22 protein-coding genes are annotated in these 20,443 nt (G+C 56.4%); 14 read left to right on the forward strand and 8 right to left on the reverse strand.

Annotated elements, in window-relative coordinates:
* Positions 1-44 precede the first annotated feature (44 nt).
* A complete protein-coding gene (yqhD, locus tag AC0TN7_RS13600) occupies positions 45-1,208 on the reverse strand; it encodes an alcohol dehydrogenase (protein WP_024906510.1) in 1,164 nt (387 codons plus the stop codon).
* 195 nt (positions 1,209-1,403) lie between these two features.
* Between yqhD and AC0TN7_RS13605 the strand changes: the two genes are divergently transcribed.
* Complete coding sequence (locus AC0TN7_RS13605) at positions 1,404-2,303, forward strand: AraC family transcriptional regulator (protein WP_473702204.1); 900 nt, start codon at positions 1,404-1,406, stop codon at positions 2,301-2,303.
* Between the two features lie 48 nt (positions 2,304-2,351).
* Here the strand turns inward: AC0TN7_RS13605 and yghB are convergent, their stop codons facing one another.
* Both yghB and metC read right to left on the reverse strand, forming a co-directional pair.
* Positions 2,352-3,011 (reverse strand): DedA family general envelope maintenance protein YghB, encoded by a 660-nt coding sequence (gene yghB / locus AC0TN7_RS13610; protein ID WP_024906512.1) that lies wholly within the window; start codon positions 3,009-3,011, stop codon positions 2,352-2,354.
* Positions 3,012-3,154: 143 nt separating this feature from the next.
* On the reverse strand, positions 3,155-4,342 hold the full coding sequence (gene metC, locus AC0TN7_RS13615; RefSeq protein WP_407821001.1) for a cystathionine beta-lyase: 1,188 nt from the start codon (positions 4,340-4,342) through the stop codon (positions 3,155-3,157).
* Between the two features lie 251 nt (positions 4,343-4,593).
* Here metC and exbB point away from each other — a divergent pair, with 251 nt between their 5' ends.
* The 3 genes from exbB to AC0TN7_RS13630 all read left to right on the forward strand — a co-directional run bounded on the left by exbB (position 4,594) and on the right by AC0TN7_RS13630 (position 7,480).
* Positions 4,594-5,325, forward strand: coding sequence for a tol-pal system-associated acyl-CoA thioesterase (gene exbB, locus AC0TN7_RS13620; protein ID WP_024906514.1), 732 nt, complete (start codon positions 4,594-4,596; stop codon positions 5,323-5,325).
* Between the two features lie 4 nt (positions 5,326-5,329).
* Complete coding sequence (exbD, locus tag AC0TN7_RS13625; protein ID WP_024906515.1) at positions 5,330-5,755, forward strand: TonB system transport protein ExbD; 426 nt, start codon at positions 5,330-5,332, stop codon at positions 5,753-5,755.
* A 273-nt stretch (positions 5,756-6,028) separates the two neighbouring features.
* The gene (locus AC0TN7_RS13630; protein WP_473702205.1) at positions 6,029-7,480 is read left to right on the forward strand and encodes a methyl-accepting chemotaxis protein; all 1,452 of its coding nucleotides are present in this window, start codon (positions 6,029-6,031) and stop codon (positions 7,478-7,480) included.
* On the opposite strand, the gene AC0TN7_RS13635 is transcribed toward AC0TN7_RS13630, so the two are convergent.
* Both AC0TN7_RS13635 and AC0TN7_RS13640 read right to left on the reverse strand, forming a co-directional pair.
* Positions 7,477-7,923, reverse strand: a complete 447-nt coding sequence (locus tag AC0TN7_RS13635) for a hypothetical protein (protein WP_061714475.1) — start codon at positions 7,921-7,923, stop codon at positions 7,477-7,479. The two genes, AC0TN7_RS13630 and AC0TN7_RS13635, sit on opposite strands and share 4 nt — an antisense overlap.
* A 1-nt stretch (position 7,924) precedes the next feature.
* Complete coding sequence (locus AC0TN7_RS13640; protein ID WP_048990472.1) at positions 7,925-8,329, reverse strand: hypothetical protein; 405 nt, start codon at positions 8,327-8,329, stop codon at positions 7,925-7,927.
* 103 nt (positions 8,330-8,432) lie between these two features.
* Here AC0TN7_RS13640 and AC0TN7_RS13645 point away from each other — a divergent pair, with 103 nt between their 5' ends.
* Together AC0TN7_RS13645 and AC0TN7_RS13650 are read left to right on the forward strand one after the other, a co-directional pair.
* Positions 8,433-8,936 (forward strand): ESA_00282 family adhesion-associated protein, encoded by a 504-nt coding sequence (locus AC0TN7_RS13645; RefSeq protein WP_023309170.1) that lies wholly within the window; start codon positions 8,433-8,435, stop codon positions 8,934-8,936.
* Between the two features lie 81 nt (positions 8,937-9,017).
* Positions 9,018-9,506 (forward strand): TIGR00645 family protein, encoded by a 489-nt coding sequence (locus tag AC0TN7_RS13650; RefSeq protein ID WP_023333400.1) that lies wholly within the window; start codon positions 9,018-9,020, stop codon positions 9,504-9,506.
* Positions 9,507-9,567: 61 nt separating this feature from the next.
* Here AC0TN7_RS13650 and AC0TN7_RS13655 read toward each other — a convergent pair whose 3' ends face one another.
* Positions 9,568-10,608 (reverse strand): aldo/keto reductase, encoded by a 1,041-nt coding sequence (locus tag AC0TN7_RS13655; RefSeq protein ID WP_473702206.1) that lies wholly within the window; start codon positions 10,606-10,608, stop codon positions 9,568-9,570.
* A gap of 219 nt (positions 10,609-10,827) precedes the next feature.
* Here AC0TN7_RS13655 and AC0TN7_RS13660 point away from each other — a divergent pair, with 219 nt between their 5' ends.
* The 3 genes from AC0TN7_RS13660 to AC0TN7_RS13670 all read left to right on the forward strand — a co-directional run bounded on the left by AC0TN7_RS13660 (position 10,828) and on the right by AC0TN7_RS13670 (position 13,232).
* Positions 10,828-12,375 (forward strand): methyl-accepting chemotaxis protein, encoded by a 1,548-nt coding sequence (locus tag AC0TN7_RS13660; RefSeq protein ID WP_024906520.1) that lies wholly within the window; start codon positions 10,828-10,830, stop codon positions 12,373-12,375.
* 127 nt (positions 12,376-12,502) lie between these two features.
* Positions 12,503-12,757: a hypothetical protein gene (locus AC0TN7_RS13665; RefSeq protein WP_473702207.1), complete on the forward strand. Its 255-nt coding sequence runs from the start codon at positions 12,503-12,505 to the stop codon at positions 12,755-12,757.
* Positions 12,758-12,959: 202 nt separating this feature from the next.
* Positions 12,960-13,232, forward strand: a complete 273-nt coding sequence (locus AC0TN7_RS13670; protein ID WP_463727311.1) for a hypothetical protein — start codon at positions 12,960-12,962, stop codon at positions 13,230-13,232.
* Between the two features lie 119 nt (positions 13,233-13,351).
* Here the strand turns inward: AC0TN7_RS13670 and AC0TN7_RS13675 are convergent, their stop codons facing one another.
* Positions 13,352-13,684, reverse strand: coding sequence for a glycine zipper domain-containing protein (locus tag AC0TN7_RS13675; protein WP_008499797.1), 333 nt, complete (start codon positions 13,682-13,684; stop codon positions 13,352-13,354).
* A gap of 158 nt (positions 13,685-13,842) precedes the next feature.
* The gene (yghU, locus tag AC0TN7_RS13680) at positions 13,843-14,709 is read right to left on the reverse strand and encodes a glutathione-dependent disulfide-bond oxidoreductase (RefSeq protein WP_008499796.1); all 867 of its coding nucleotides are present in this window, start codon (positions 14,707-14,709) and stop codon (positions 13,843-13,845) included.
* 245 nt (positions 14,710-14,954) lie between these two features.
* On the opposite strand from yghU, the gene AC0TN7_RS13685 reads away from it, so the two are divergent.
* The 5 genes from AC0TN7_RS13685 to AC0TN7_RS13705 are packed head-to-tail and all read left to right on the forward strand — an operon-like array spanning position 14,955 to position 20,338.
* Positions 14,955-16,544, forward strand: coding sequence for an ABC transporter substrate-binding protein (locus AC0TN7_RS13685; protein ID WP_473702208.1), 1,590 nt, complete (start codon positions 14,955-14,957; stop codon positions 16,542-16,544).
* 45 nt (positions 16,545-16,589) lie between these two features.
* Entirely contained in the window at positions 16,590-17,543 is a 954-nt protein-coding gene (locus AC0TN7_RS13690) for an ABC transporter permease subunit (RefSeq protein ID WP_024906524.1), read from the forward strand.
* 5 nt (positions 17,544-17,548) lie between these two features.
* Positions 17,549-18,394: an ABC transporter permease gene (locus AC0TN7_RS13695; protein ID WP_021242100.1), complete on the forward strand. Its 846-nt coding sequence runs from the start codon at positions 17,549-17,551 to the stop codon at positions 18,392-18,394.
* Positions 18,387-19,364, forward strand: a complete 978-nt coding sequence (locus tag AC0TN7_RS13700) for an ABC transporter ATP-binding protein (RefSeq protein ID WP_157189719.1) — start codon at positions 18,387-18,389, stop codon at positions 19,362-19,364. The genes AC0TN7_RS13695 and AC0TN7_RS13700 overlap by 8 nt, the downstream gene beginning before the upstream one ends.
* Complete coding sequence (locus AC0TN7_RS13705; protein ID WP_463727309.1) at positions 19,361-20,338, forward strand: ABC transporter ATP-binding protein; 978 nt, start codon at positions 19,361-19,363, stop codon at positions 20,336-20,338. The genes AC0TN7_RS13700 and AC0TN7_RS13705 overlap by 4 nt, the downstream gene beginning before the upstream one ends.
* The last annotated feature ends 105 nt before the right edge of the window (positions 20,339-20,443 follow it).

Genomic DNA, 20,443 nt, shown 5'->3' on the forward strand with positions numbered 1-20,443 from the left:
CTGGACGAAATGTCAAAAAACGAAAGTCGGGGGGACAAAAACGCTTAGCGTGCCGCCTCGTAAATACGACGGCTGACGTCCAGCGTGATGTCGCCGTGCTCGCCCAGATGGGTCATACCGTGCTCTTCGAGTTTCGCCAGCAGGGCAGGGATAGAGCTGCCGTCCAGGCCGTAGCCAGACAGACGCGTTGGCACGCCCAGACCTTCAAAGAAGCTGCGGGTCGCTTCGATGGCGGCATCAATACGCGCATCGTCAGAACCCTCGGTGATGTTCCACACGCGTTCAGCGTACTGCAGCAGTTTGGCGCGTTTGGTGTCGCGTTTTTCGTTCCACAGGGCAGGCAGCACAACGGCCAGCGTCTGAGCGTGGTCCAGACCGTGCATTGCCGTCAGCTCGTGGCCCAGCATGTGGGTTGCCCAGTCCTGCGGCACGCCAGCCCCGATCAGGCCGTTCAGCGCCTGCGTGGCGGCCCACATTACGTTGGCGCGAACGTCGTAGTTTTCCGGCTCTTTCAGCGCTTTCGGACCTTCTTCGACGAGCGTCAGCAGAATGCCTTCCGCGAAGCGATCCTGAATTTTGGCATTCACCGGATACGTGACGTACTGCTCAACGGTATGAACAAAGGCGTCGACCACGCCGTTCGCTACCTGACGAGCAGGCAGGGTATAGGTGTAAACCGGATCCAGAATGGCGAACACAGGCTGAACGTGTTCGTTCATGAATGCTTGTTTGTCACCGGTGGTTTTACGGGAGATCACCGCGCCCTTGTTGGATTCAGAACCGGTGGCCGGAAGGGTCAGCACGGAGCCCATCGGGATAGCGCTTTTGATGTCGCTGCCGCGGGTTTCCAGAATGTGCCATGGATCGATGCCGTCAGCGTAGTGCGCTGCCGCCGCGATGAATTTGGTACCGTCCAGCACGGAGCCGCCGCCGACCGCCAGCAGGAAGGTGATGTTTTCTTCGCGGGCGATTTTCACCGCGTTCATCAGCGTTTCGTAAGACGGGTTTGGCTCGATGCCGCCGAACTCACGAACGTCCAGACCGTCCAGCGCGCTGTAAACCTGATCCAGCACGCCGGTTTTTTTCACGCTGCCGCCACCGTAGGTGATCAGCACGCGGGCGTCAGCAGGGATCTGCGCGCGCAGATCGGCGATAGCGTCTTTACCAAACAGAATGCGGGTTGGGGTGTGAAGATTAAAGTTGTTCATTGCTCGTTCCCTTTAGTGGGTGAAAAACCGTGGTGGCGCAGAGGGCGACCTGATGCTGCTCATTGTGGCCGCCCGGGGCTACGCCCTCAATGCACATTCCTGCCGATGTCTTGCCCATTTCTACAGAGCACTGGAGAAAGCGCGGAAAACGACGCACACTGTCAACGTCGAAAACCGCACCCGGAGTAACGCAAGATGAACCGTGAGGCTATCTGCCAGCAGCTCACTGCGCAGATTAAAAGACTGATAGATATCGAAAATGGCGTCAGTGGCCTGCTTCCTGACATTCGCCTGCTTTATGGCACGCAGCCAGGGACGCGCACGCCGGTCATGTACCAGCCGGGCATCGTTTTTCTCTTCTCGGGCCATAAAATTGGCTATATCAACGAGCGCGTGTTCCGCTACGACACCAACGAATATCTGCTTCTGACGGTACCTTTACCCTTCGAATGTGAAACCTTCGCGACAGAGGCGGTTCCGCTGGCCGGTATTCGCGTCAACGTCGATATTCTGCAGCTGCAGGAGCTGCTGATGGAGATAGGCGAAGATGAACTCTTCCAGCCTTCTATGGCGTCGAGCGGGATTAACTCGGCGACGCTGTCGGAAGAGATCCTCTGCGCCATTGAGCGTCTGCTGGACGTGATGGAGAGGCCGCTGGACGCGCGCATTCTGGGCAAGCAGATTATCCGCGAAATTCTCTACCACGTGCTGCTGGGGCCGGGGGGCGGGGCGTTACTGGCCCTGGTGAGCCGACAGACCCACTTCAGTCTGATAAGCCGCGTGCTCAAGCGTATCGAGAGCCAGTACACGGAAAACCTCAGCGTCGACCAGCTGGCGGCGGAAGCGAACATGAGCGTCTCGGCGTTTCACCATAATTTTAAATCGGTGACCAGCACCTCGCCGCTGCAGTACCTCAAAACCTACCGGCTGCATAAGGCGCGGATGCTGATGATCCACGACGGCATGAAGGCCAGCGCGGCGGCGATGCGGGTGGGCTACGAAAGTGCGTCGCAGTTCAGTCGGGAGTTTAAGCGCTATTTCGGCGTTACGCCGGGAGAGGATGCGTCACGTATAAGAACGATGCAGGGAGTCTGACGAAAAACGTAGGCCGGGTAAGCGATAGCGCCACCCGGCTTTGTTGAATTATGCGCTGCAGTACTTCTTCTTAATCACCACCGCGATAGTCCCCACCAGACCCGCCACCAGCAGGAACATCGGCAGCACCATCAGGAAGGTCATCACCTGATCTTCGTGGTGTTTCACGAAGGGGATCATATTCAGCGCGTAGCCGAGCGTCGTCACCACGCCAACCCACAGCAGGGCGCTCAGCCAGTTGAAGAACTGGAAGCGGCGGTTCGACAGGCCGGAAATGCCCGCCATCGTCGGCAGAAGGGTGCGAACGAACGCCAGGAAACGCCCCGCCAGCAGCGCCAGCAGGCCGTGCCGGTCAAACATGCAGGTCGCACGCTGGTGATACTTATGCGGCAGCTGCGCCAGCCAGCTTTTGACGACGCGCGTGTTCCCCAGCCAGCGGCCCTGCAGATAGCTCAGCCAGCAGCCCAGGCTGGCAGCGGAGGTCAGGATTACCATCGTTGGCGTGAAGTCCATGACGCCTTTACCGATTAACGCCCCGGCAAGTAAAAGCAGGCTGTCACCGGGTAAAAACGAGGCTGGCAGTAATCCATTTTCCAGAAACAGAGTTGCGAACATCACGAAATAGACGATACCGACGACGTGAGGATCCGCCAGCGCGGCAAAATCGTGGTGCCAGAGCGCCGCGATAATATCTTGAATAACAGCCATGGACTTTCCTGTGGAACAGCAGATATAGCGCTATTGTACTCCCTTATTCGCCCGTCGGGTTTGATCCCGGGCGCAACTCATGCAGACTTTTCCGCTTGCGGTGTCCACAAAAGCGTCCAGGGAGTACATTTTCAGCCAGCACTCTACACGATACGCTCGAACCCTGCTGCTAAATCCGCAATCAGATCGTCAACATTTTCTAAACCGATATGCAGTCGAATCAGGGTACCGCTGAAGTCCACGTCGCCACCGGGGCGCAGGGCCGCAATCTGTTCCGGCTGGTTAGCCAGGATGAGGGATTCAAAACCGCCCCACGAGTAGGCCATGCTGAAGAGAGTAAAATTATCCAGATAGCTTGCCAGCTCGTCATTATTCAGCCGTTTTTTCAGCACAAACGAGAACAACCCGCTGCTGCCTGTAAAGTCACGCTGCCAGAACTCATGGCCTTTACTGCCGGGTAGCGCGGGGTGATTCACGCGCTCAACCTGCGGATGCTGCGCCAGCCATTCGGCCACCTTCAGGCTGCTTTCATGGTGCTGACGCAGGCGAACGCCCAGCGTGCGGAGTCCGCGGCTGGTCATGTAGGCCGTGTCGGCATCCACCATCTGGCCCATCAGGTAGGCGTTTTCACGCAGCTGATCCCAGCAGCGCGCGTTGGAGACCGCAGTACCGATCATGCCGTCCGAGTGGCCAATCAGGTATTTGGTCGCCGCCTGAATCGAGATATCAATGTCGAAGTCCAGCGCTTTGAACAGCACGCCTGCCGCCCAGGTGTTGTCGATCATAACGATCGCCTCTGGCGCTTTGCTGCGCACGGCCTTCACGATAGCCGGCACGTCGTGAACTTCCATGGTGAGCGACCCCGGCGATTCCAGGAACACAATGCGCGTGTTTGGCTGAATAAGTTTGGCAATACCTTCACCAATCAGCGGGTCGAACCAGCCGGTGGTCACGCCGAGCTTGCTGAGAATTTTGGTACAGAAGTCCTGGCTGGGTTCGTAGGCGGTGTTGGTCATCAGGATGTGATCGCCCTGTTCCACGAACGCCAGAATGGTGTTGGCGACCGCAGCCGCTCCGCACGGGAACAGCGCGCAGCCTGCGCCTCCTTCCAGCTCGCACATCGCCTCCTGCAGAGAAAAATGGGTTAGCGTGCCGCGACGGCCATAAAACAGGCCGCCTTTCGCGCGGTTGCGCGTGGCGATTTTTTTCTCCTCAACGGTATCAAACACCAGCGAGGAGGCGCGTTGAATCACGCTGTTGACAGATCCCTGAGTATATTTTTTGCTGCGTCCTGCCTGTACCAGCGTGGTATCAAGATGCTTCTTTGTCATGTTCGCTAACCCTGTTTTTATACGTCTGGACGTCCAGACTACCACGATTGGAAAAAACTGCACCCGCAGGCTTATCGAATAAGCAGAAAATATTAGCAAAAAAACGCATAAGAAATTTTTACTGCGTAAGCGCAAGGAAAGTGAACGAAAATTGCGGCACTATGCAAATACTAATGAGAACTACTATCAATTCGACGACGTTTTGATATTATTACGTTCAGATTTTGTGATTTGCGTCCTGGAGATACAGAGTGGGTAATAATTTGATGCAGGCGGATCTCTCCGTTTGGGGCATGTATCAGCATGCTGACATCGTGGTTAAGATTGTGATGATCGGCCTGATTCTGGCGTCCGTTGTCACCTGGGCTATCTTCTTCAGCAAGAGCGCCGAGCTGCTTTCGCAGAAGCGTCGCCTCAAGAGGGAACAGCAGCAGCTGGCTGAAGCCCGCTCTCTGGATCAGGCTTCAGACATGACCTCATCCTTCCACGCGAAAAGCCTGACCACCCTGTTAGTGAATGAAGCGCAGAACGAGCTGGAACTCTCCGCGGGCAGTGAAGATAACGAAGGCATCAAAGAACGTACCGGTTTCCGCCTGGAGCGTCGCGTGGCGGCCGTTGGCCGACACATGGGGCGCGGCAATGGTTATCTGGCGACCATCGGGGCGATCTCACCGTTTATCGGTCTGTTCGGTACGGTCTGGGGCATCATGAACAGCTTTATCGGTATCGCGCAGACCCAAACCACCAACCTGGCGGTTGTGGCCCCGGGTATCGCAGAAGCGCTGCTGGCGACGGCGATTGGTCTGGTCGCGGCGATTCCGGCGGTGGTTATCTATAACATCTTCGCGCGTATGATTGGCAGCTACAAAGCCACGCTGGGTGACGTTGCCGCGCAGGTTCTGCTGCTGCAAAGTCGCGATCTCGACCTGAATGCCAGCTCGGTTAAGCCGGTGCACGCGGCGTCCAAACTGCGCGTGGGTTGATAGTATGGCGATGCGTCTAAACGAAAATCTGGACGATAACGGCGAAATGCATGAGATCAACGTGACGCCGTTTATCGACGTTATGCTGGTTCTGCTGATTATCTTCATGGTGGCTGCGCCGCTGGCGACGGTGGATGTGAAGGTAAATCTGCCTGCCTCATCCAGCCAGCCCCAGCCGCGCCCGGAGAAGCCTATCTACCTGTCGGTGAAGGCGGATAAATCCATGTTCCTCGGCAATGACCCGGTGACGGCCGACTCTGTCATCCCGGCCCTGGATCAGCTTACGGGCGGTAAGAAAGACACCACGGTCTTCTTCCGTGCGGATAAAACCGTTGATTATGAAACCATGATGAAGGTAATGGACACGCTGCATCAGGCGGGTTACCTGAAGATTGGGCTGGTCGGCGAAGAAAAAGCGGCCAAAAAATAGAACGAAAGCTGGCGAAAGCCAGCTTTTTTGTTTTCTGCCACGCAACATCGTTATTATTTTCTGCTGTATATCCCCATTCTTCATATTTCCTTATCAATAAAGCAATAATTAATAATCCATTGATAGTTAAGTAAATATCAGTATTCGGCTGAGCCATTAAAATATATCGTTGGCTGAAATGGCGTCGTGGAATATCCCCACTACGCTTAAAAAAGATAATAAAAACAAACCTTCTTCGAAGGATCTTTTCACCTGCACAGCAAGAGACTCCCTATGGCTACGATGACATGGCTGTATCCGCACGCGCCTCAAAACGATCTGTTTTCGCTTTCTGCCATTCGACGACGCGCCGACAGGCTAATACTGGTGCTCATCTGGTCGCTGTGGGCCATCTCGCTGGGGGTGGGCTATATCAACGAGAATATCGTGCAGGGGGCGATTATTGGCACCTCTCTGGTCTGTTTATCGACGCTGCTGACGCTGTTGTTTCCCGGCGCGCTGTTGCTCCGCCTGAGCTCTGCGTTTGTGCTAATGGCATTTTCCGCGCTGCTGATTCATCTGGGCGAAGGCGAAACTGAATACCATTTCTCGGTTTTCGTCCTGCTCTCCGCGCTCCTTGCCTGGCGAGACTGGCGCCCGCTGGTGATGGGGGCGGCGGTCATCGCGTTACATCATCTGGTGTTTAACTATCTGCAGGAGAATGACCTTTACGGCGTCATGGTGTTCATGCACACCGGCTTTCATATGGTGGTTTTCCACGGGCTGTTTGTGGTGGTCCAGACCGCAATTCTGGTTCTGCTGGCGATACGAATGGAGCAGGACGCCCGCTCGGCGAGCGAGGTGGCAAGGCTGGCGGGGGTGATCAACCGTGAACCGGGGTACCTCACGCTGGTCGTCGATGCGGTCCCCGCAGAGTCTTCCTTTGCCCGCACGTTCAGCCTGACGCTGGGCACCATGCGCGCCACGCTTGAGCAGGTCAGCGCCAATATTGGGCAACTGCTGGAGGCATCCCGCGCGTTAGGACAACGCAACAGCGCGCTGTCGGAACGTACCGATCACCAGGCAAGTTCGCTGGCGACGGCGGCCAGTGCGATGGAACAGTTAAGGGCTGTTGCCACCCTGACCAGTGAAAAAGCCCGCCAGGTTCGGGAGGTGGCATTCAGTACCAGTAACGTGGCGGAGCAGGGGGGCCATAACGTACGGCAGGCGATTGCGGCGATGGAGCACATTCGCGAGGAGTCGCAGCGCATTTACGCCATTCTGGAGCTGATCGACGGGATTGCGTTCCAGACCAATATTCTGTCGCTCAACGCCTCGGTCGAGGCTGCCAGAGCGGGCGAACATGGCAAAGGCTTCGCGGTGGTTGCCTCGGAAGTGCGCGTGTTGGCCCAGCGCAGCGAGGGGGCTGCAAAAGATATCCGCCAGCTTCTGACCGCATCGCAGGCAACCACGCTGCAGGGCGTCGAGCAGGTTGAGCAGGCGGGTATGACAATGAAGTCGATCATTGAGAGTATCGAAGGGCTTCGCTCTCTGCTGGAGGAGCTGTCGCAGATGAGCGAGCAGCAGCGGGCGAGCATTGCGCAGATGAACGACAGCATTGCCAGCATCGATGCCAGCGTGCAGGAGAACGTGCGTCACGTAGCGCAAACAGTGCAGGTGGCTGAAGCGCAGCGCCAGCAGACGGGTCAGTTAAAAGAGGCGATTGCCGTATTCAGATTTAATTAGCGTTGCGGTTCGGAAGGGGCGCTGGCACCAGACGCCAGCGCGTCTTCATCAAGCGCCACGCAGGTGACGTTTGAGGTACGGAACTCACCGTCTGACAGCTTGCGCGTCAGGCGCAGGGTGGCGATTTCTCTGGCAAGCAGATACTGGTAATTGGCCTCGAGGCGACCCAGAAGCTTCTCTTTCAGCTCTGGCCGCTGTTCCATGATGGTGTTCATCACGGCACCGTAAATTTCTTCTTTGACCTGTAGCGGATAAATTTCACGGCGATTCTGCCATTTCAGCCGCACCAGCGTTGCCGGGATCGATACCAGGTCCTGGGTAATACGCGTCATCTCGTCATTTTTTGTGTTTCGCAGCGCATCGAGATTTTGCTTTAAGATAAATTCATCACTTTTCTTATCATCTAAAGTCAAATAAACGTCGTTGTTTTTAACTTCCTTCACGTTAATCCTCCCCAAGGCTATAAAAAATTGGGTTGTTTTTTTCGCGCGTAATTAAGTTAAGCCAAATTTCATTGCCCGCTTTGTTAATTTCTTCGGTTTTCTCGGCCAATATTTGACTTAGTTTCTGGGCATCTATTTCACCCTCGGCCTGCAGGTCATTCAGCAGGTGGACAAAGGCTTCAATTTTTATGGCGCGAAATAAGCGGTCTTTTATATGGCGATCGTGCTCTTCCAGCAACATATTTCGGGATTTGCCAGTTCGGGAAACACCAATTAATATATCGGGCTCGAAATCAGAGAGCTTTCTTTTCCCCTGAGTGAAACTGGCCTCTTTTTCTGCTTCCGTCGGTTGCTGTTCCACAGGCGTGATGTGGTACTTAGCCGGGACGAGATAGTCGGGCAGCATTTTCAATTTCCTTTAATTTCAACAGGGTGGGGTTGGTAAAGGCGTGAGATTCGTTGACAATATCATGAGGCAAATTTAAAATCAAAAAAAATGGAGCCTACCCATGAACAGCATCTTTTTTACGGTCATCACATTACTATTACTGACCGCTGGTGTTCTTTTATTGATGCAGGAGTTCAATAAAACGAAAGTGTCGAAAGACACCAGTGAACCCCCGCAACCTGAACTGATGACAAAAGAGGAAGGTGAAGACCATTTCTCTGTATTGATGAACTCCGTTACGCCGGTCTGGTACTGGCGGGTGAACCACGAATATATCGACTTTTTACACGCGACAATTAAGCGCATGAAAATGTCGGAAATTAATGATACGCCCGGACTGTTTGAGGCGCAGCGTCGCTGTAGCGACCTGAATTCAGCCGTGTATAAATATTATGACAATATCAAAAAGCGCTGCCTTAACGGCGAGAAGGTCTCTTATTCCGATCTGGACGTATTAAATTTGCGGCAGTGTTTTCGCGAGTTCAGTCTGGAAGCCTATCCTGAGCTGGTGGCGCTTGTCTGGCCGGAGTACGCCCGTCCCGAGGTTAACCCGGACAACGTCTGAGTGGCGTACTGTTGAGTTATTGCAAACAGTCAGCGCCGTTGAGATATACTGGGCGCTGGTTTCTTTTGCAAACAGGACTTTATGGAACGCTTTTTTGAAAATGCCATGTACGCCTCTCGCTGGATACTGGCCCCCGTCTATTTTGGCCTTTCGCTGGCGCTTGTCGCGCTGACGATTAAGTTCTTTCAGGAAATCCTGCATGTTCTGCCGAACATTTTTTCCATTGCCGAAGCGGATTTGATTCTGGTTCTGCTGTCGCTGGTGGATATGACCCTGGTGGGCGGGCTGCTGGTGATGGTGATGTTCTCCGGCTACGAGAATTTTGTCTCCCAGCTTGATATCGACGAGCGTAAAGAGAAGCTCAGCTGGCTGGGCAAAATGGATGCGTCATCGCTGAAGAATAAAGTGGCCGCGTCGATTGTGGCGATCTCCTCTATCCACCTGCTACGCGTGTTTATGGACGCGAAGAACGTGCCGGATAACAAACTGATGTGGTACGTCATTATCCACCTGACGTTTGTGCTCTCTGCGTTTGTGATGGGGTATCTGGATAAGATCAGTAAGAAGTAATTCCCCCTCACCCTAACCCTCTCCCACAGGGAGAGGGCCGGGGTGAGGGCATCAGACCGCACTATTTATCCGACGACGCCTGCCACAGATTCAACTCCCCATCCGCAACATGCTGGTCAATCCGCTTGAGTTCGTCCTCCGTAAAGCGCAGGTTTTCCAGCGCCTGAACATTCTCTTCCAGCTGTTCCGGGCGGCTTGCGCCAATCAGCACGGACGTCACGCGCGCATCTTTCAGCAGCCAGCTTAGCGCCATCTGCGCCATGGTCTGACCGCGCGCCTGCGCCATTTCACTCAGTAAACGCAGGCTGTTCAGGTTGGCTTCGGTCAGCATTTTTTCGTTCAGACCACGGACTTTCTTGCCTTCACGCTGCATGCGTGAATCTTCAGGAATACCGTTCAGGTATTTTCCGGTCAGCAGCCCCTGCGCCAGCGGGGTAAAGGCGATACACCCGGTCCCGTTTGCTGCCAGCGCATCCAGCAAACCGGTCTTATCGACCCAGCGGTTGAGCAGGTTATAGGACGGCTGGTGGATCAGCAGGGGGATCTTCCACTCGCGCAGCAGCTCGGCCATTTTTTGCGTGCGCCCGGTTGAGTAGGAGGAAATGCCCACATACAGCGCTTTCCCACTCTGCACCGCCTGTGCCAGCGCAGAGGCTGTCTCTTCCATCGGCGTGTTTTCATCCACGCGGTGGGAATAGAAAATATCCACGTATTCGACGCCCAGGCGCTTCAGGCTCTGATCGAGGCTGGCAAGCAGATATTTGCGTGAACCGCCCGAGCCGTACGGCCCTGGCCACATGTCGTAACCCGCCTTGGTGGAGATAATCAGCTCGTCGCGGTACGCGGCGAAGTCCTCCCGCAGCAGGCGGCCGAAATTCTCTTCCGCGCTACCCGCCGGAGGTCCGTAGTTATTGGCGAGATCGAAATGGGTGATGCCGAGGTCGAAGGCTTTGCGCAGCAGCGCGCGCTGGGCATCAAGAGGCTGGACGTGGCCGAAGCTGTGCCACAGTCCCAGCGACAGCGCAGGAAGGCGCAGACCGCTCTTTCCACAGTAGCGGTACTGCATATGTTCATAGCGGGTAGCGTCAGGGTACCAGGACATGATGTCTCCTTTTCTTATCGATAATTTTTTGAAACGTCGTTTTCATTCTGAACTTATCACATCACTAAGCGCGAAGATAATGGTTAACGGCGGCTGTGCGACCAGTGAAGCCACGCTAATTAAAAATGATCACAAAACGTTATAATTTCCCTCGTTCCTGCCGATAACGAGAGTAGTACTCGCCTCTGGGCGAACTCACCCTCACGGCAAGGAAGACTTATGAATATGCTCCGTAATTTCACGATCCGCTTCGTCATGCTGGCGATTCTCGGGATCTTTTGTTTAATGTGGGCGGGTGTTGGACTGTACAGCACCTGGTCCCTGTCTCGCGTTACAGATGGCAACGAGGTGGACCGCCAGTTGGTCAAACAGATGACGGTGCTCAGTCAGGGCAACGATCAGTATTTCCGCTTTGTGACCCGTCTGAGCCGAGCGATGGAAGTCAAAGCTGCAGGCGGCACGCCGGATCTGGCCTCTGCCCAGCAGGCGCTGGATAACATGGGCAAGAAGCTGGCCGAGATGAAAGCCATTTCTCCAGGCCCAATGGATGAGCAGATCTCTTCCCGGGTGATCGGCACCTGGCAGGCGCTGCTTGAACAGGGCGTGACGCCGCAAATGCAGCAGGCGAAGCTGGGCGCGCTGGACGGCTACCGTCAGCAGGCCAACAACGTCACCCCACCGCTGAGCCGCGCGTTCGGCGCGGCGGCTGAAGAGTTCAACAATGCTGCCGCGAAGTCGCTCGACAGCACCCGCGTGGTGGTGGACGGCCTGACCAGCATGACCCGCACGGTGATAATCGTCGCCACGATTATCGGCCTGCTGATCCTGCTCTTCACCGACCGCTATCTGGTGGCGATGCTGGTCAAACCGCTGGATCGCATTCGCCAGCAGTTCCGCCAGATTGCCCAGGGCGATCTCAGCCAGCCCATTGAGCCGTTCGGCCGCAACTGCGTGGGACAGCTGGTACCGCTGCTGAGCGCCATGCAGGACAGCCTGCGTGAAGCGGTCAGCACGATCCGCTCCGGCAGTGAGAATATCTGGCGCGGCGCGACGGAGATCTCCAGCGGTAACAACGATCTCTCGTCCCGTACCGAAGAGCAGGCGGCTGCGCTGGAAGAGACGGCAGCCAGCATGGAACAGCTGACCGCCACGGTGAAACTGAACGCGGAAAGCGCGCGTCAGGCAAGCCAGCTGGCCGATGTGGCCTCTACCACTGCCAGCCGCGGCGGCTCGCTGGTGGAAGAGGTGGTGACCACCATGAGCGGGATTTCGGAAAGCTCGAAGAAAATTGCTGAAATCACCAACGTCATTAACAGCATTGCCTTCCAGACCAATATTCTGGCACTCAATGCGGCGGTTGAAGCGGCGCGCGCGGGCGAACAGGGCCGTGGTTTCGCGGTCGTCGCAGGCGAAGTCCGCAACCTGGCAAGCCGCAGCGCCAACGCGGCCAAAGAGATTGAGGGGCTGATTACCGACTCCGTTTCCCGCGTGGAGCAGGGGGCGAAGCTGGTGGGCGACACCGGCACCACCATGGATGCGATTTTGCGTGACGTGACGGAAGTGACGACCATTATGAAGCAAATTGCCTCTGCCTCTGAGGAGCAAAGCAAGGGCATTTCGCAGGTCGGGGTTGCCATTACCCAGATGGACGGCGTTACCCAGCAAAACGCCTCGCTGGTGGAGGAGGTTTCCGCGGCGGCGGCGGCGCTGGAGCGCCAGACCGAAGATCTTCAGCGCTCGGTGCAGAAGTTCCGCCTGACGGCATAACGCAGCGTTGCAAGGCCGTCTTGTGCGGCCTTGCATTATTAACGTATTCCCCTCCAGCTCGCGCTGAAACTGCTATTCTTTTGCTAACCCCCCTGACGTTCTGAGCTCTCTTCTATGAGGTATTGCTATGAACAGATCGTTATCTGTCATCCCTGTTCTCTCTTTCATTTTTCTGATGCTGTTTTCGGTTTTTGCCAGTGCGACCCAGCAGGCGCAGGAACGGCGCGTGGCGCGTGATGTCAGGCAGGAAACCCGCGATACGTCACGGCAGGTGAAGCAGACCTGCGTGGCAAACGATAACCAGAGTAATCACGACTGCCGCCAGGACAAGCGCCAGATGAAACAGTCCGGACGGCAAAAAGCGCGGGATATTAAGTATTAACATAACAGGTGAGGCGGCATGCAAGCGTATTTCTTGCCGCCTTTTTAAAAAACGTAAGTCACTATTTTTTAAATATTAAAGTATTTGCTTGTAACAATATATTTGGCATTTTCTGCACATTCCAGAACATGAAAATTAATATTGTCTTAAGATTCAGTCGACATAATGAATTATCTTCTTGATACCGGAAATAATTCAATTTATGAAAAACCGTATTATTTTATTTGCTGCCCTGGCAGGTTTTGCCGTGGTCAATACAGCGATGGCCCAGAGCGTCACGGTCGATGTCCCTGCCGGGTATAAGGTCGTGATTGTTCCGCAGTCAGCCACGGTTCCTGAGGCGGTAAGCGTTGCGCCTGCACCTGCACAAACAACGTATGTCGCCCCTGCACCGGTCTATCATCCGCGTGCACGCCATGTGGCGAGCGTGGCGGAAGGGATGGTGATTGAGCATCAGTATGACGATCACCATTGATGTATTCCGGGTGACATTTCTGGCCATAAGTTGAGGGCAAATAGTCGTGATTGGGTGCAGGGAGTTATTACTGAACAGTCATGAGGCCGGGCACGCGCTGCGACGCCCGGCGAAGTTTATCAGTGCGTCGCTTCACCAATCAGCGCGCCCGTTCCCGCGCCAACGGCCGCACCTTTCAGCACGCTCTTGCCGGTAACCGCCGCGGCACCTGCGCCCACGGCAGCACCTACCGCACCACCTTTACGCGCGGCTTTACCTTTGTCGCCGTTTTTGAACATGGCACCGGTGCCTGCGCCAACGACGGCGCCGCCAACCGTCGATTTCAGATCTTTACCCGTCGCCGCGCCAATGGCTGCGCCTGCTACCGCGCCAGCGGCGGTTTTGTCGATGGCCATTCCCGAGGTGGAAAAAATGAGGGCGCTGATAACCAGCGTTGTTTTAATAAGTTTCATAACAGATCCTTTGTGACTGCTGTCGGTTGATACGTTGCTTCTCACTCTGAGGTGAGAAAAACGCACAGATAGTGCCAGCAATGCCGGCTCAACCTTTAGGCCAATCATGCCCTGAGCAAGGATCTCTGTTGCCGGGCGGCGAACCGCCCGGCTAGTCGTCACGCCTGACGTTTGTCTTCTGTATTGGTCTCGAAGTCGCTCGCCGCGTGGCGTTCGTGGAGCTGCTCGTTCAGCTCACCGCTGGTGCGGTTAACGATACGTCCGCGCTTAACGGCATGGCGGTTCGCCACGTCTTTCGCCCAGCGCTGCACGTTGGTGTACTTTTCTGCGTCGAGGAACTCGGCGGCGTTGTACACGCTGCCCAGCGCCACGCAGCCGAACCACGGCCAGATGGCGATATCCGCGATGGTGTACTCCTCACCCGCCACGTAGCGGCCGCGCGCCAGCTGTTTATCCAGCACGTCGAACAGGCGTTTGGCTTCCATGGTGAAGCGGTCAATCGCGTACTCGATTTTCACCGGGGCGTAGTTGTAGAAGTGGCCAAAACCGCCGCCGAGGAACGGCGCCGCGCCCTGGAGCCAGAACAGCCAGTTCAGCGTTTCGGTGCGTCCCGCCGGATCTTTCGGCAGGAAGTGGCCGAACTTCTCCGCCAGATAGAGCAGAATATTGCCGGATTCAAATACGCGCGTTGGCGGGTTCGTGGAGTGGTCACGAAGCGCCGGTATTTTCGAGTTCGGGTTCACCTCAACGAAGCCGCTGGAGAACTGATCGCCCTCGCCGATGCGGATCAACCACGCGTCGTACTCCGCGCCCGTCACGCCCAGCGCCAGCAGCTCTTCGAGCATGATCGTCACTTTCTGGCCGTTCGGTGTTCCCAGCGAGTAGAGCTGCAGCGGGTGCGAACCGACAGGTAGATCTTTCTCATGGGTCGCGCCGGAAATGGGGCGGTTGATGTTGGCGAACGCGCCGCCGTTGTTCTTTTTCCATTCCCACACTTTTGGTGGCTGATACGTGTTGTCTGACATGTTGGCCTGCCTTTTGAGTGATGTGTTGAGGCAGTGTAGCAGGAGATTTGTGAAGCGTTTAACCAACTGAGCGTAATCGATCTGCCGCTATTCCTTCCGGCGCTTATATATATCAAATGCGGCATAAGCTTAATCGAAAATCGCATTTTCATAATTAATGCGTAAACGGATAAAGCTGCATATGATGCTTCAACATAAATAAAAGATGCAGTCATAAACACTTTATAAGGCAAGGAGTTAGTGAGATGCGCAAGCTTCTGTTATCGGCAGTGGTCGTTTCGCTCGCGTTAGGCCTGGCGGGCTGTGATGATGCGAAAAATAAAGAGACCAATACCCCCCCTGCGGCAAAAAGCGACGCGCCAAAAGAGGGCGGTTCGCTGATTATCGGTATTACCTCCGGCGACCCGTTAGCCGTTAATCCGCTCTATGCCAGCGACCGTACCACGTTAACGATCATGCAGGCGCTCTATGCCCCGCTCTATAGCTTCAACAACGGTAAGATCGAGTGGGGCCTGGCGGAAAGCCTGAAGCCCTCCGCCGACAACCTGAGCTACACCCTGACGTTAAAACCCAATCTGAAATGGCAGGACGGACAGCCGCTGACGGCGGACGACGTGGTCTTTACGTTCAATAAGCTGCTGGATGCCAAACAGCACAGCTTCTTCCGCAGCATGTTCACCTACGGCGATAAGCCGGTACAGGTAAGCAAGGTTGACGACCGCACCGTTAAGTTCACCTTACCGCAGGTCAGCGCGGCCTTTACCGGCACTCTGGTTCAGATCTACCCGATTCCGCAGCACGTGTTCGCAGGTGAAGGTGACCTGGAAAAGAGCAGCAAAAACGATGCGCCGGTCGGCTCCGGGCCGTTCAAATTCAAAGAGTACCGCGCCGGGCAGTATTACGCCCTGACCCGTTTCGATGATTACTGGAACGGCAAAGCGAAGCTTGATTCGGTTACCTACCGTTTCGCCAAAGACAGCAACGCCGCCAACCTTGCGCTGCAAAACGGTGAAATCAACCTCAAGATGGTTGACCCGCAGGACGTGAATCGCCTGAAAAATACCGGTAAGTTCGACTTCGTGGTCTATCCGGAAGGCCGCCTGGCCTATATGACGTTCAACCAGAACGTGCCGGTGATGAAGAGCAAAGCGCTGCGTCAGGCCATCGCGTATGCCATCAACAAAGACGAGCTCACCCAGACCGCGTTTACCTCGCTGGACTACGCTAAACCGGCGACCTCGTTCCTGACGCCCGATACGCTTTACAAGACGGATGACGTTGAACAGTACAAATTCGATCTGCAAAAAGCCAAAGAGCTGCTTAAAGCGTCCGGCGCGCCGGACAACCTCAAGCTGCGCCTGGCGTATGTGAACACCAACAAAACCCAGGAGAGCATGGCACTCTATATTCAGCAGGCGCTGAAGGCGATTGGGGTGAACGTGGAGCTGATGCCGCTGGACTCCAACGCCATGTCTCAGCGCAGTCTTGATATGAACAACACCGCGTGGGAGCTGAACCTGGGCGGCTACATCATGGGCTCCGAGCCGGACGGTTACAAATCGCTGTTCATGAGCAACGAAGCCTATAACTATGCGCACTACAAAAATCCGCAGTTTGATGCCCTGTGGGATAAAGGCGCAGTGGAAACCGACGCCGCGAAACGTGCCGATATCTACAAGCACATTCAGCAGACCGTGGCGAACGACATGACCTACTACCCGATTGCCTACACCAATGCGACCGTCGCGGTGGACAAGCGCTTCGGCGGCACCCAGGAGGCAGAGCCGAAACCGGTCTATCTTTTCCAGGATCTGTCAAAAATCTATCAGAAATAAGTGATTGCCCCGGCCGTCAGGTCGGGGATTTTGTAAGGGCACGTCGTGAACACACTCCTCACCCGTCGGTTGCTGCAGCTGCTGCCGATGCTGTTCTTTATTTCACTGGTGGCGTTTTTGCTGGTCAAGCTCGCGCCCGGCGATCCGGTGGCGGCGTACATTACGCCGCGCATGGCCCCGGAAGATATCGAGCGTATTCGCCAGAGCCTGGGGCTGGATAAGCCGCTGGTCACGCAGTACGTCCTGTGGCTGAAAAACGTCCTGCAGGGCGATCTCGGCTATTCGCTGATTTATCACCGCCCGGTGCTGGAGATGATCGGCGAACGCATTCCGGCCACGCTGGGGCTGATGGGCGCGTCGCTGCTGATGGCGATCGTGCTGGCGATCCCGCTGGGCCTGCTGGCGGGGGCATTTAAGCACCGCTGGCTGGATCACCTCCTGAACCTGTTCGCCTATATCGGCATCTCGGTGCCGATTTTTTGGTTCGGCATCTTGCTCATTACGGTCTTTGCCGTGCAGCTTAACTGGTTCCCCAGCATGGGTATGCGCACCATCGGCATGGAAGATAACGCGCTGGACGTGCTGCGTCACGGCGTGCTGCCGTGTATTGCCCTCACGTTCTACAACCTCTCCAGCTACGTGCGCTACATCCGCTCCAACACCATCTCGCAGCTCTCGGCCGACTACGTGCAGACCCAGCTGGCCTACGGCGCCACGCGTTCCAGCATTCTGTTCCGCCACGTGCTGAAAAACGTGCTGCTGCCGGTGATCACCCTGTTCGGCCTGTCGTTCGGTGAGCTGATTGTGGGGGCCTATGTGACGGAAAGCGTCTTCTCGTGGCCGGGGATGGGGCTGCTCGGGATCCAGTCGATCGCCTCGCTGGACTATCCGCTGATCATGGCGATCATCATGCTCTCGTCGATGATGCTGATCGTCGGTAACCTGATCGCCGATCTGCTTTATCGCTTCGCCGATCCCCGCATTCGTACGCTGAGGTAACCCGGATGAGCAGACGCTGGCAGCAGGTTCGTCACCAGCTGCGCCGCAACCGTCCGGCGCAGTTCTCCCTGTTTGTGCTTTTTATTTTCGTTGTCGCCGCGCTCTGTGCGGGCCTAAGTCCGTACGATCCGGATCGGATGGCGCTCGGCGCGCGTACGCTACCGCCGGATGCCGCGCACTGGTTCGGCACTGACGAGTATGGCCGCGACTACTTCACCCGCGCGCTGTATGGCGGCCAGATCTCCCTGATGGTCGGTTTTCTCGCCATGCTCTTTTCCACGCTTATCGGCACGGTGGTAGGAACGGTGAGCGGCTATTTTGGCGGCTGGCTGGATAACCTGATGATGCGCGCCGTGGATATCCTGATGGCCATTCCGGCCTTCTTCCTGCTGCTGGTGGTGAATGCTTACCTCAAGCCGGGCGTGGATAACATCATTCTGATCATCAGCCTGCTGACGTGGATGAACATGTCGCGGCTGGTGCGCGCAGAAACCTTATCGGTGAAAGAGCGCGAGTATGTGCTTTATGCCCGCGCGTCGGGGGAAAACCCGCTGCGCATTATCGTGCGCCACATTATTCCCGGCGTGCTGCCGACCATTATCGTGGCCGCCACGCTCAATATCGCCTCGGCCATTCTGATGGAGTCGACGCTCAGCTTCTTAGGGCTGGGCGTGCAGGCGCCTGCGGCATCGTGGGGAAGCATGCTCAACAACGCCCAGTCGTATATTGGCGAAGCGTCGTGGCTGGCGATGTTCCCCGGCATTTTGATCCTGCTGACGGTGTTCAGCTTTAACGTGCTGGGCGATGTGTTCCGTACCGCCTTTGAGCCAGGAGCGAATCGCGATGAGTAACCTGTTAGCGCTTGAGAACCTGCAAACCACCTTCCGCACCCGCGAGGGCGAGGTTCACGCGGTGCGCGGCGTGAGCTTTCAGGTACAGCCGGGAGAACTTGTCGGCATCGTCGGCGAGTCGGGCTGCGGGAAAAGCGTCACCTGTAAGTCGATCATTCAGCTTCTGGGGAACAACGGACGGATAACCGGCGGCAGCATCCGCTTCCAGAATGACGATCTGGCGCAGAAAACCCCTGAGCAGATGCGCGCCATTCGCGGCAACGAGATCGCGATGATTTTCCAGGATCCGATGACCGCCCTGAACCCGGTGCTGACCATCGGCAAACAGATGGCGGAGATCCTGATGCGCAATAAAGGACTGACCAAAAAAGCGGCCAAAGCGGCGGCCATCGCCATGCTGGAACAGGTGGGCATTGCCGAGGCGGAACGCCGATACGACCAGTATCCCCACGAGTTCAGCGGCGGGATGCGCCAGCGGGTGATGATCGCGATTGCGCTCTCCTGCGACCCGAAGCTTCTTATTGCCGATGAGCCAACCACCGCGCTGGACGTGACCATTCAGGCGCAGATCCTGCGTCTGCTGAAAAGCCTGCAACAGCAGACCCAAACCGCGATTCTGCTGATCACCCACGATCTCGGCGTGGTGGCGCAGGTCTGCAGCCGCGTGGTGGTGATGTACGGCGGGCTGGTGATGGAGGAGGGGAGCGTGGAGGACATTTTTTATCGCCCTGCACATCCTTACACCCAGGGGCTGCTGGCCTCGCTGCCGCGCCCGGACGAGGTTAATCAACGCTTATCGCCCATCGAAGGCGCGCCGCCCGGGCTGCTTAACCCGCCGCCGGGCTGTCCGTTCGCCGAACGCTGCCCGAAACGCATGCCCCAGTGTGAACGGCAGCCCGCATTTTACACCACCGGAGAGGGTCATCGCGCCGCCTGCTGGCTATGGGCCGATAAGGAGATTCAGGCATGAGTGAACAACAGGCGCCATTAGTGAGCGTTCGCGATCTGCGCAAACATTATCAGCTTAACGGTGGTTTGCTGCGTAAAGGCGTGGCCGTGAAGGCGGTTGATGGCGTGAGCTTTGATATTCAGCCCGGCGAGACGTTTGGCCTGGTGGGAGAGTCCGGCTGTGGGAAATCCACCCTCGGGCGCGCCATCCTGCGCCTTTTCGATATTACCTCTGGCGAGATCCACTTTGCCGGGCAGGCGATCGCTCACGCCCGCGAAAGAGAGCTCAAGCCGCTGCGTAAGCGGATGCAGGCGATTTTTCAGGATCCTTACTCCTCGCTCAACCCCGGCATGACGGTACGACAGCTGGTGGCCGAGCCGATGCAGATCCACGGCTACAGCCGCGAAGAACAGCGGGAACGTACGGAAACGCTGCTCTACAAAGTGGGGCTGAAGCACGAACACCTTGAACGATTCCCGCATGAGTTCAGCGGGGGGCAGCGTCAGCGCATCAGTATTGCCCGCGCGTTGTCCGTGCGTCCTGAATTTGTGCTGTGCGATGAACCGCTTTCGGCGCTGGACGTCTCGGTGCAGGCGCAGGTGGTGAATATTTTGCAGGATCTGCAGCAGGAGCTGGGGCTGACCTATCTGTTCATCGCCCACGATCTCTCCATGGTGCGCCATATCTCCAGCCGCATTGGGGTGATGTATCTCGGTAAGCTGGTGGAGGTGGCCCCGGCGAATGAACTGTATCAGCGTCCGGCGCACCCTTACACCCGCGCGCTGCTGGCGGCGGTTCCCCAGCCCGATCCGCGCATCCGCAATCTCGAAGACGCCACCCTGCGCGGCGACATTCCAGGCCCCACGTCCGCGCTGCCGGGCTGTAAGTTCTGCAGCCGCTGCCCGCATGCCATGCCGGTTTGCCAGACGCAGGAGCCTGCCATGCGGGAGATTGCGCCAGGGCATTTCGCGGCGTGCTGGTTGTTTAACGTGTAATTAATGCCCCACGCAGGTGTATGATAAATGCCCCTCTGTCAGGTTAATTACAACGTGCAGACGACGACAACCCTTAAAAAAATTGCCGCCTGCCTGTTTTAGGTT

The sequence above is a fragment of the Enterobacter sp. PL_is511 genome (assembly GCF_055816065.1).

Bases quoted from the DNA above. Each gene is read 5' to 3' on its own strand.
- yqhD (WP_024906510.1), bottom strand. From the start codon at position 1,208: ATGAACAACTTTAATCTTCACACCCCAACCCGCATTCTGTTTGGTAAA.
- AC0TN7_RS13605 (WP_473702204.1), top strand. From the start codon at position 1,404: ATGAACCGTGAGGCTATCTGCCAGCAGCTCACTGCGCAGATTAAAAGA.
- yghB (WP_024906512.1), bottom strand. From the start codon at position 3,011: ATGGCTGTTATTCAAGATATTATCGCGGCGCTCTGGCACCACGATTTT.
- metC (WP_407821001.1), bottom strand. From the start codon at position 4,342: ATGACAAAGAAGCATCTTGATACCACGCTGGTACAGGCAGGACGCAGC.
- exbD (WP_024906515.1), top strand. From the start codon at position 5,330: ATGGCGATGCGTCTAAACGAAAATCTGGACGATAACGGCGAAATGCAT.
- AC0TN7_RS13630 (WP_473702205.1), top strand. From the start codon at position 6,029: ATGGCTACGATGACATGGCTGTATCCGCACGCGCCTCAAAACGATCTG.
- AC0TN7_RS13640 (WP_048990472.1), bottom strand. From the start codon at position 8,329: ATGCTGCCCGACTATCTCGTCCCGGCTAAGTACCACATCACGCCTGTG.
- AC0TN7_RS13645 (WP_023309170.1), top strand. From the start codon at position 8,433: ATGAACAGCATCTTTTTTACGGTCATCACATTACTATTACTGACCGCT.
- AC0TN7_RS13650 (WP_023333400.1), top strand. From the start codon at position 9,018: ATGGAACGCTTTTTTGAAAATGCCATGTACGCCTCTCGCTGGATACTG.
- AC0TN7_RS13655 (WP_473702206.1), bottom strand. From the start codon at position 10,608: ATGTCCTGGTACCCTGACGCTACCCGCTATGAACATATGCAGTACCGC.
- AC0TN7_RS13660 (WP_024906520.1), top strand. From the start codon at position 10,828: ATGAATATGCTCCGTAATTTCACGATCCGCTTCGTCATGCTGGCGATT.
- AC0TN7_RS13665 (WP_473702207.1), top strand. From the start codon at position 12,503: ATGAACAGATCGTTATCTGTCATCCCTGTTCTCTCTTTCATTTTTCTG.
- AC0TN7_RS13670 (WP_463727311.1), top strand. From the start codon at position 12,960: ATGAAAAACCGTATTATTTTATTTGCTGCCCTGGCAGGTTTTGCCGTG.
- AC0TN7_RS13675 (WP_008499797.1), bottom strand. From the start codon at position 13,684: ATGAAACTTATTAAAACAACGCTGGTTATCAGCGCCCTCATTTTTTCC.
- yghU (WP_008499796.1), bottom strand. From the start codon at position 14,709: ATGTCAGACAACACGTATCAGCCACCAAAAGTGTGGGAATGGAAAAAG.
- AC0TN7_RS13685 (WP_473702208.1), top strand. From the start codon at position 14,955: ATGCGCAAGCTTCTGTTATCGGCAGTGGTCGTTTCGCTCGCGTTAGGC.
- AC0TN7_RS13695 (WP_021242100.1), top strand. From the start codon at position 17,549: ATGAGCAGACGCTGGCAGCAGGTTCGTCACCAGCTGCGCCGCAACCGT.
- AC0TN7_RS13700 (WP_157189719.1), top strand. From the start codon at position 18,387: ATGAGTAACCTGTTAGCGCTTGAGAACCTGCAAACCACCTTCCGCACC.
- AC0TN7_RS13705 (WP_463727309.1), top strand. From the start codon at position 19,361: ATGAGTGAACAACAGGCGCCATTAGTGAGCGTTCGCGATCTGCGCAAA.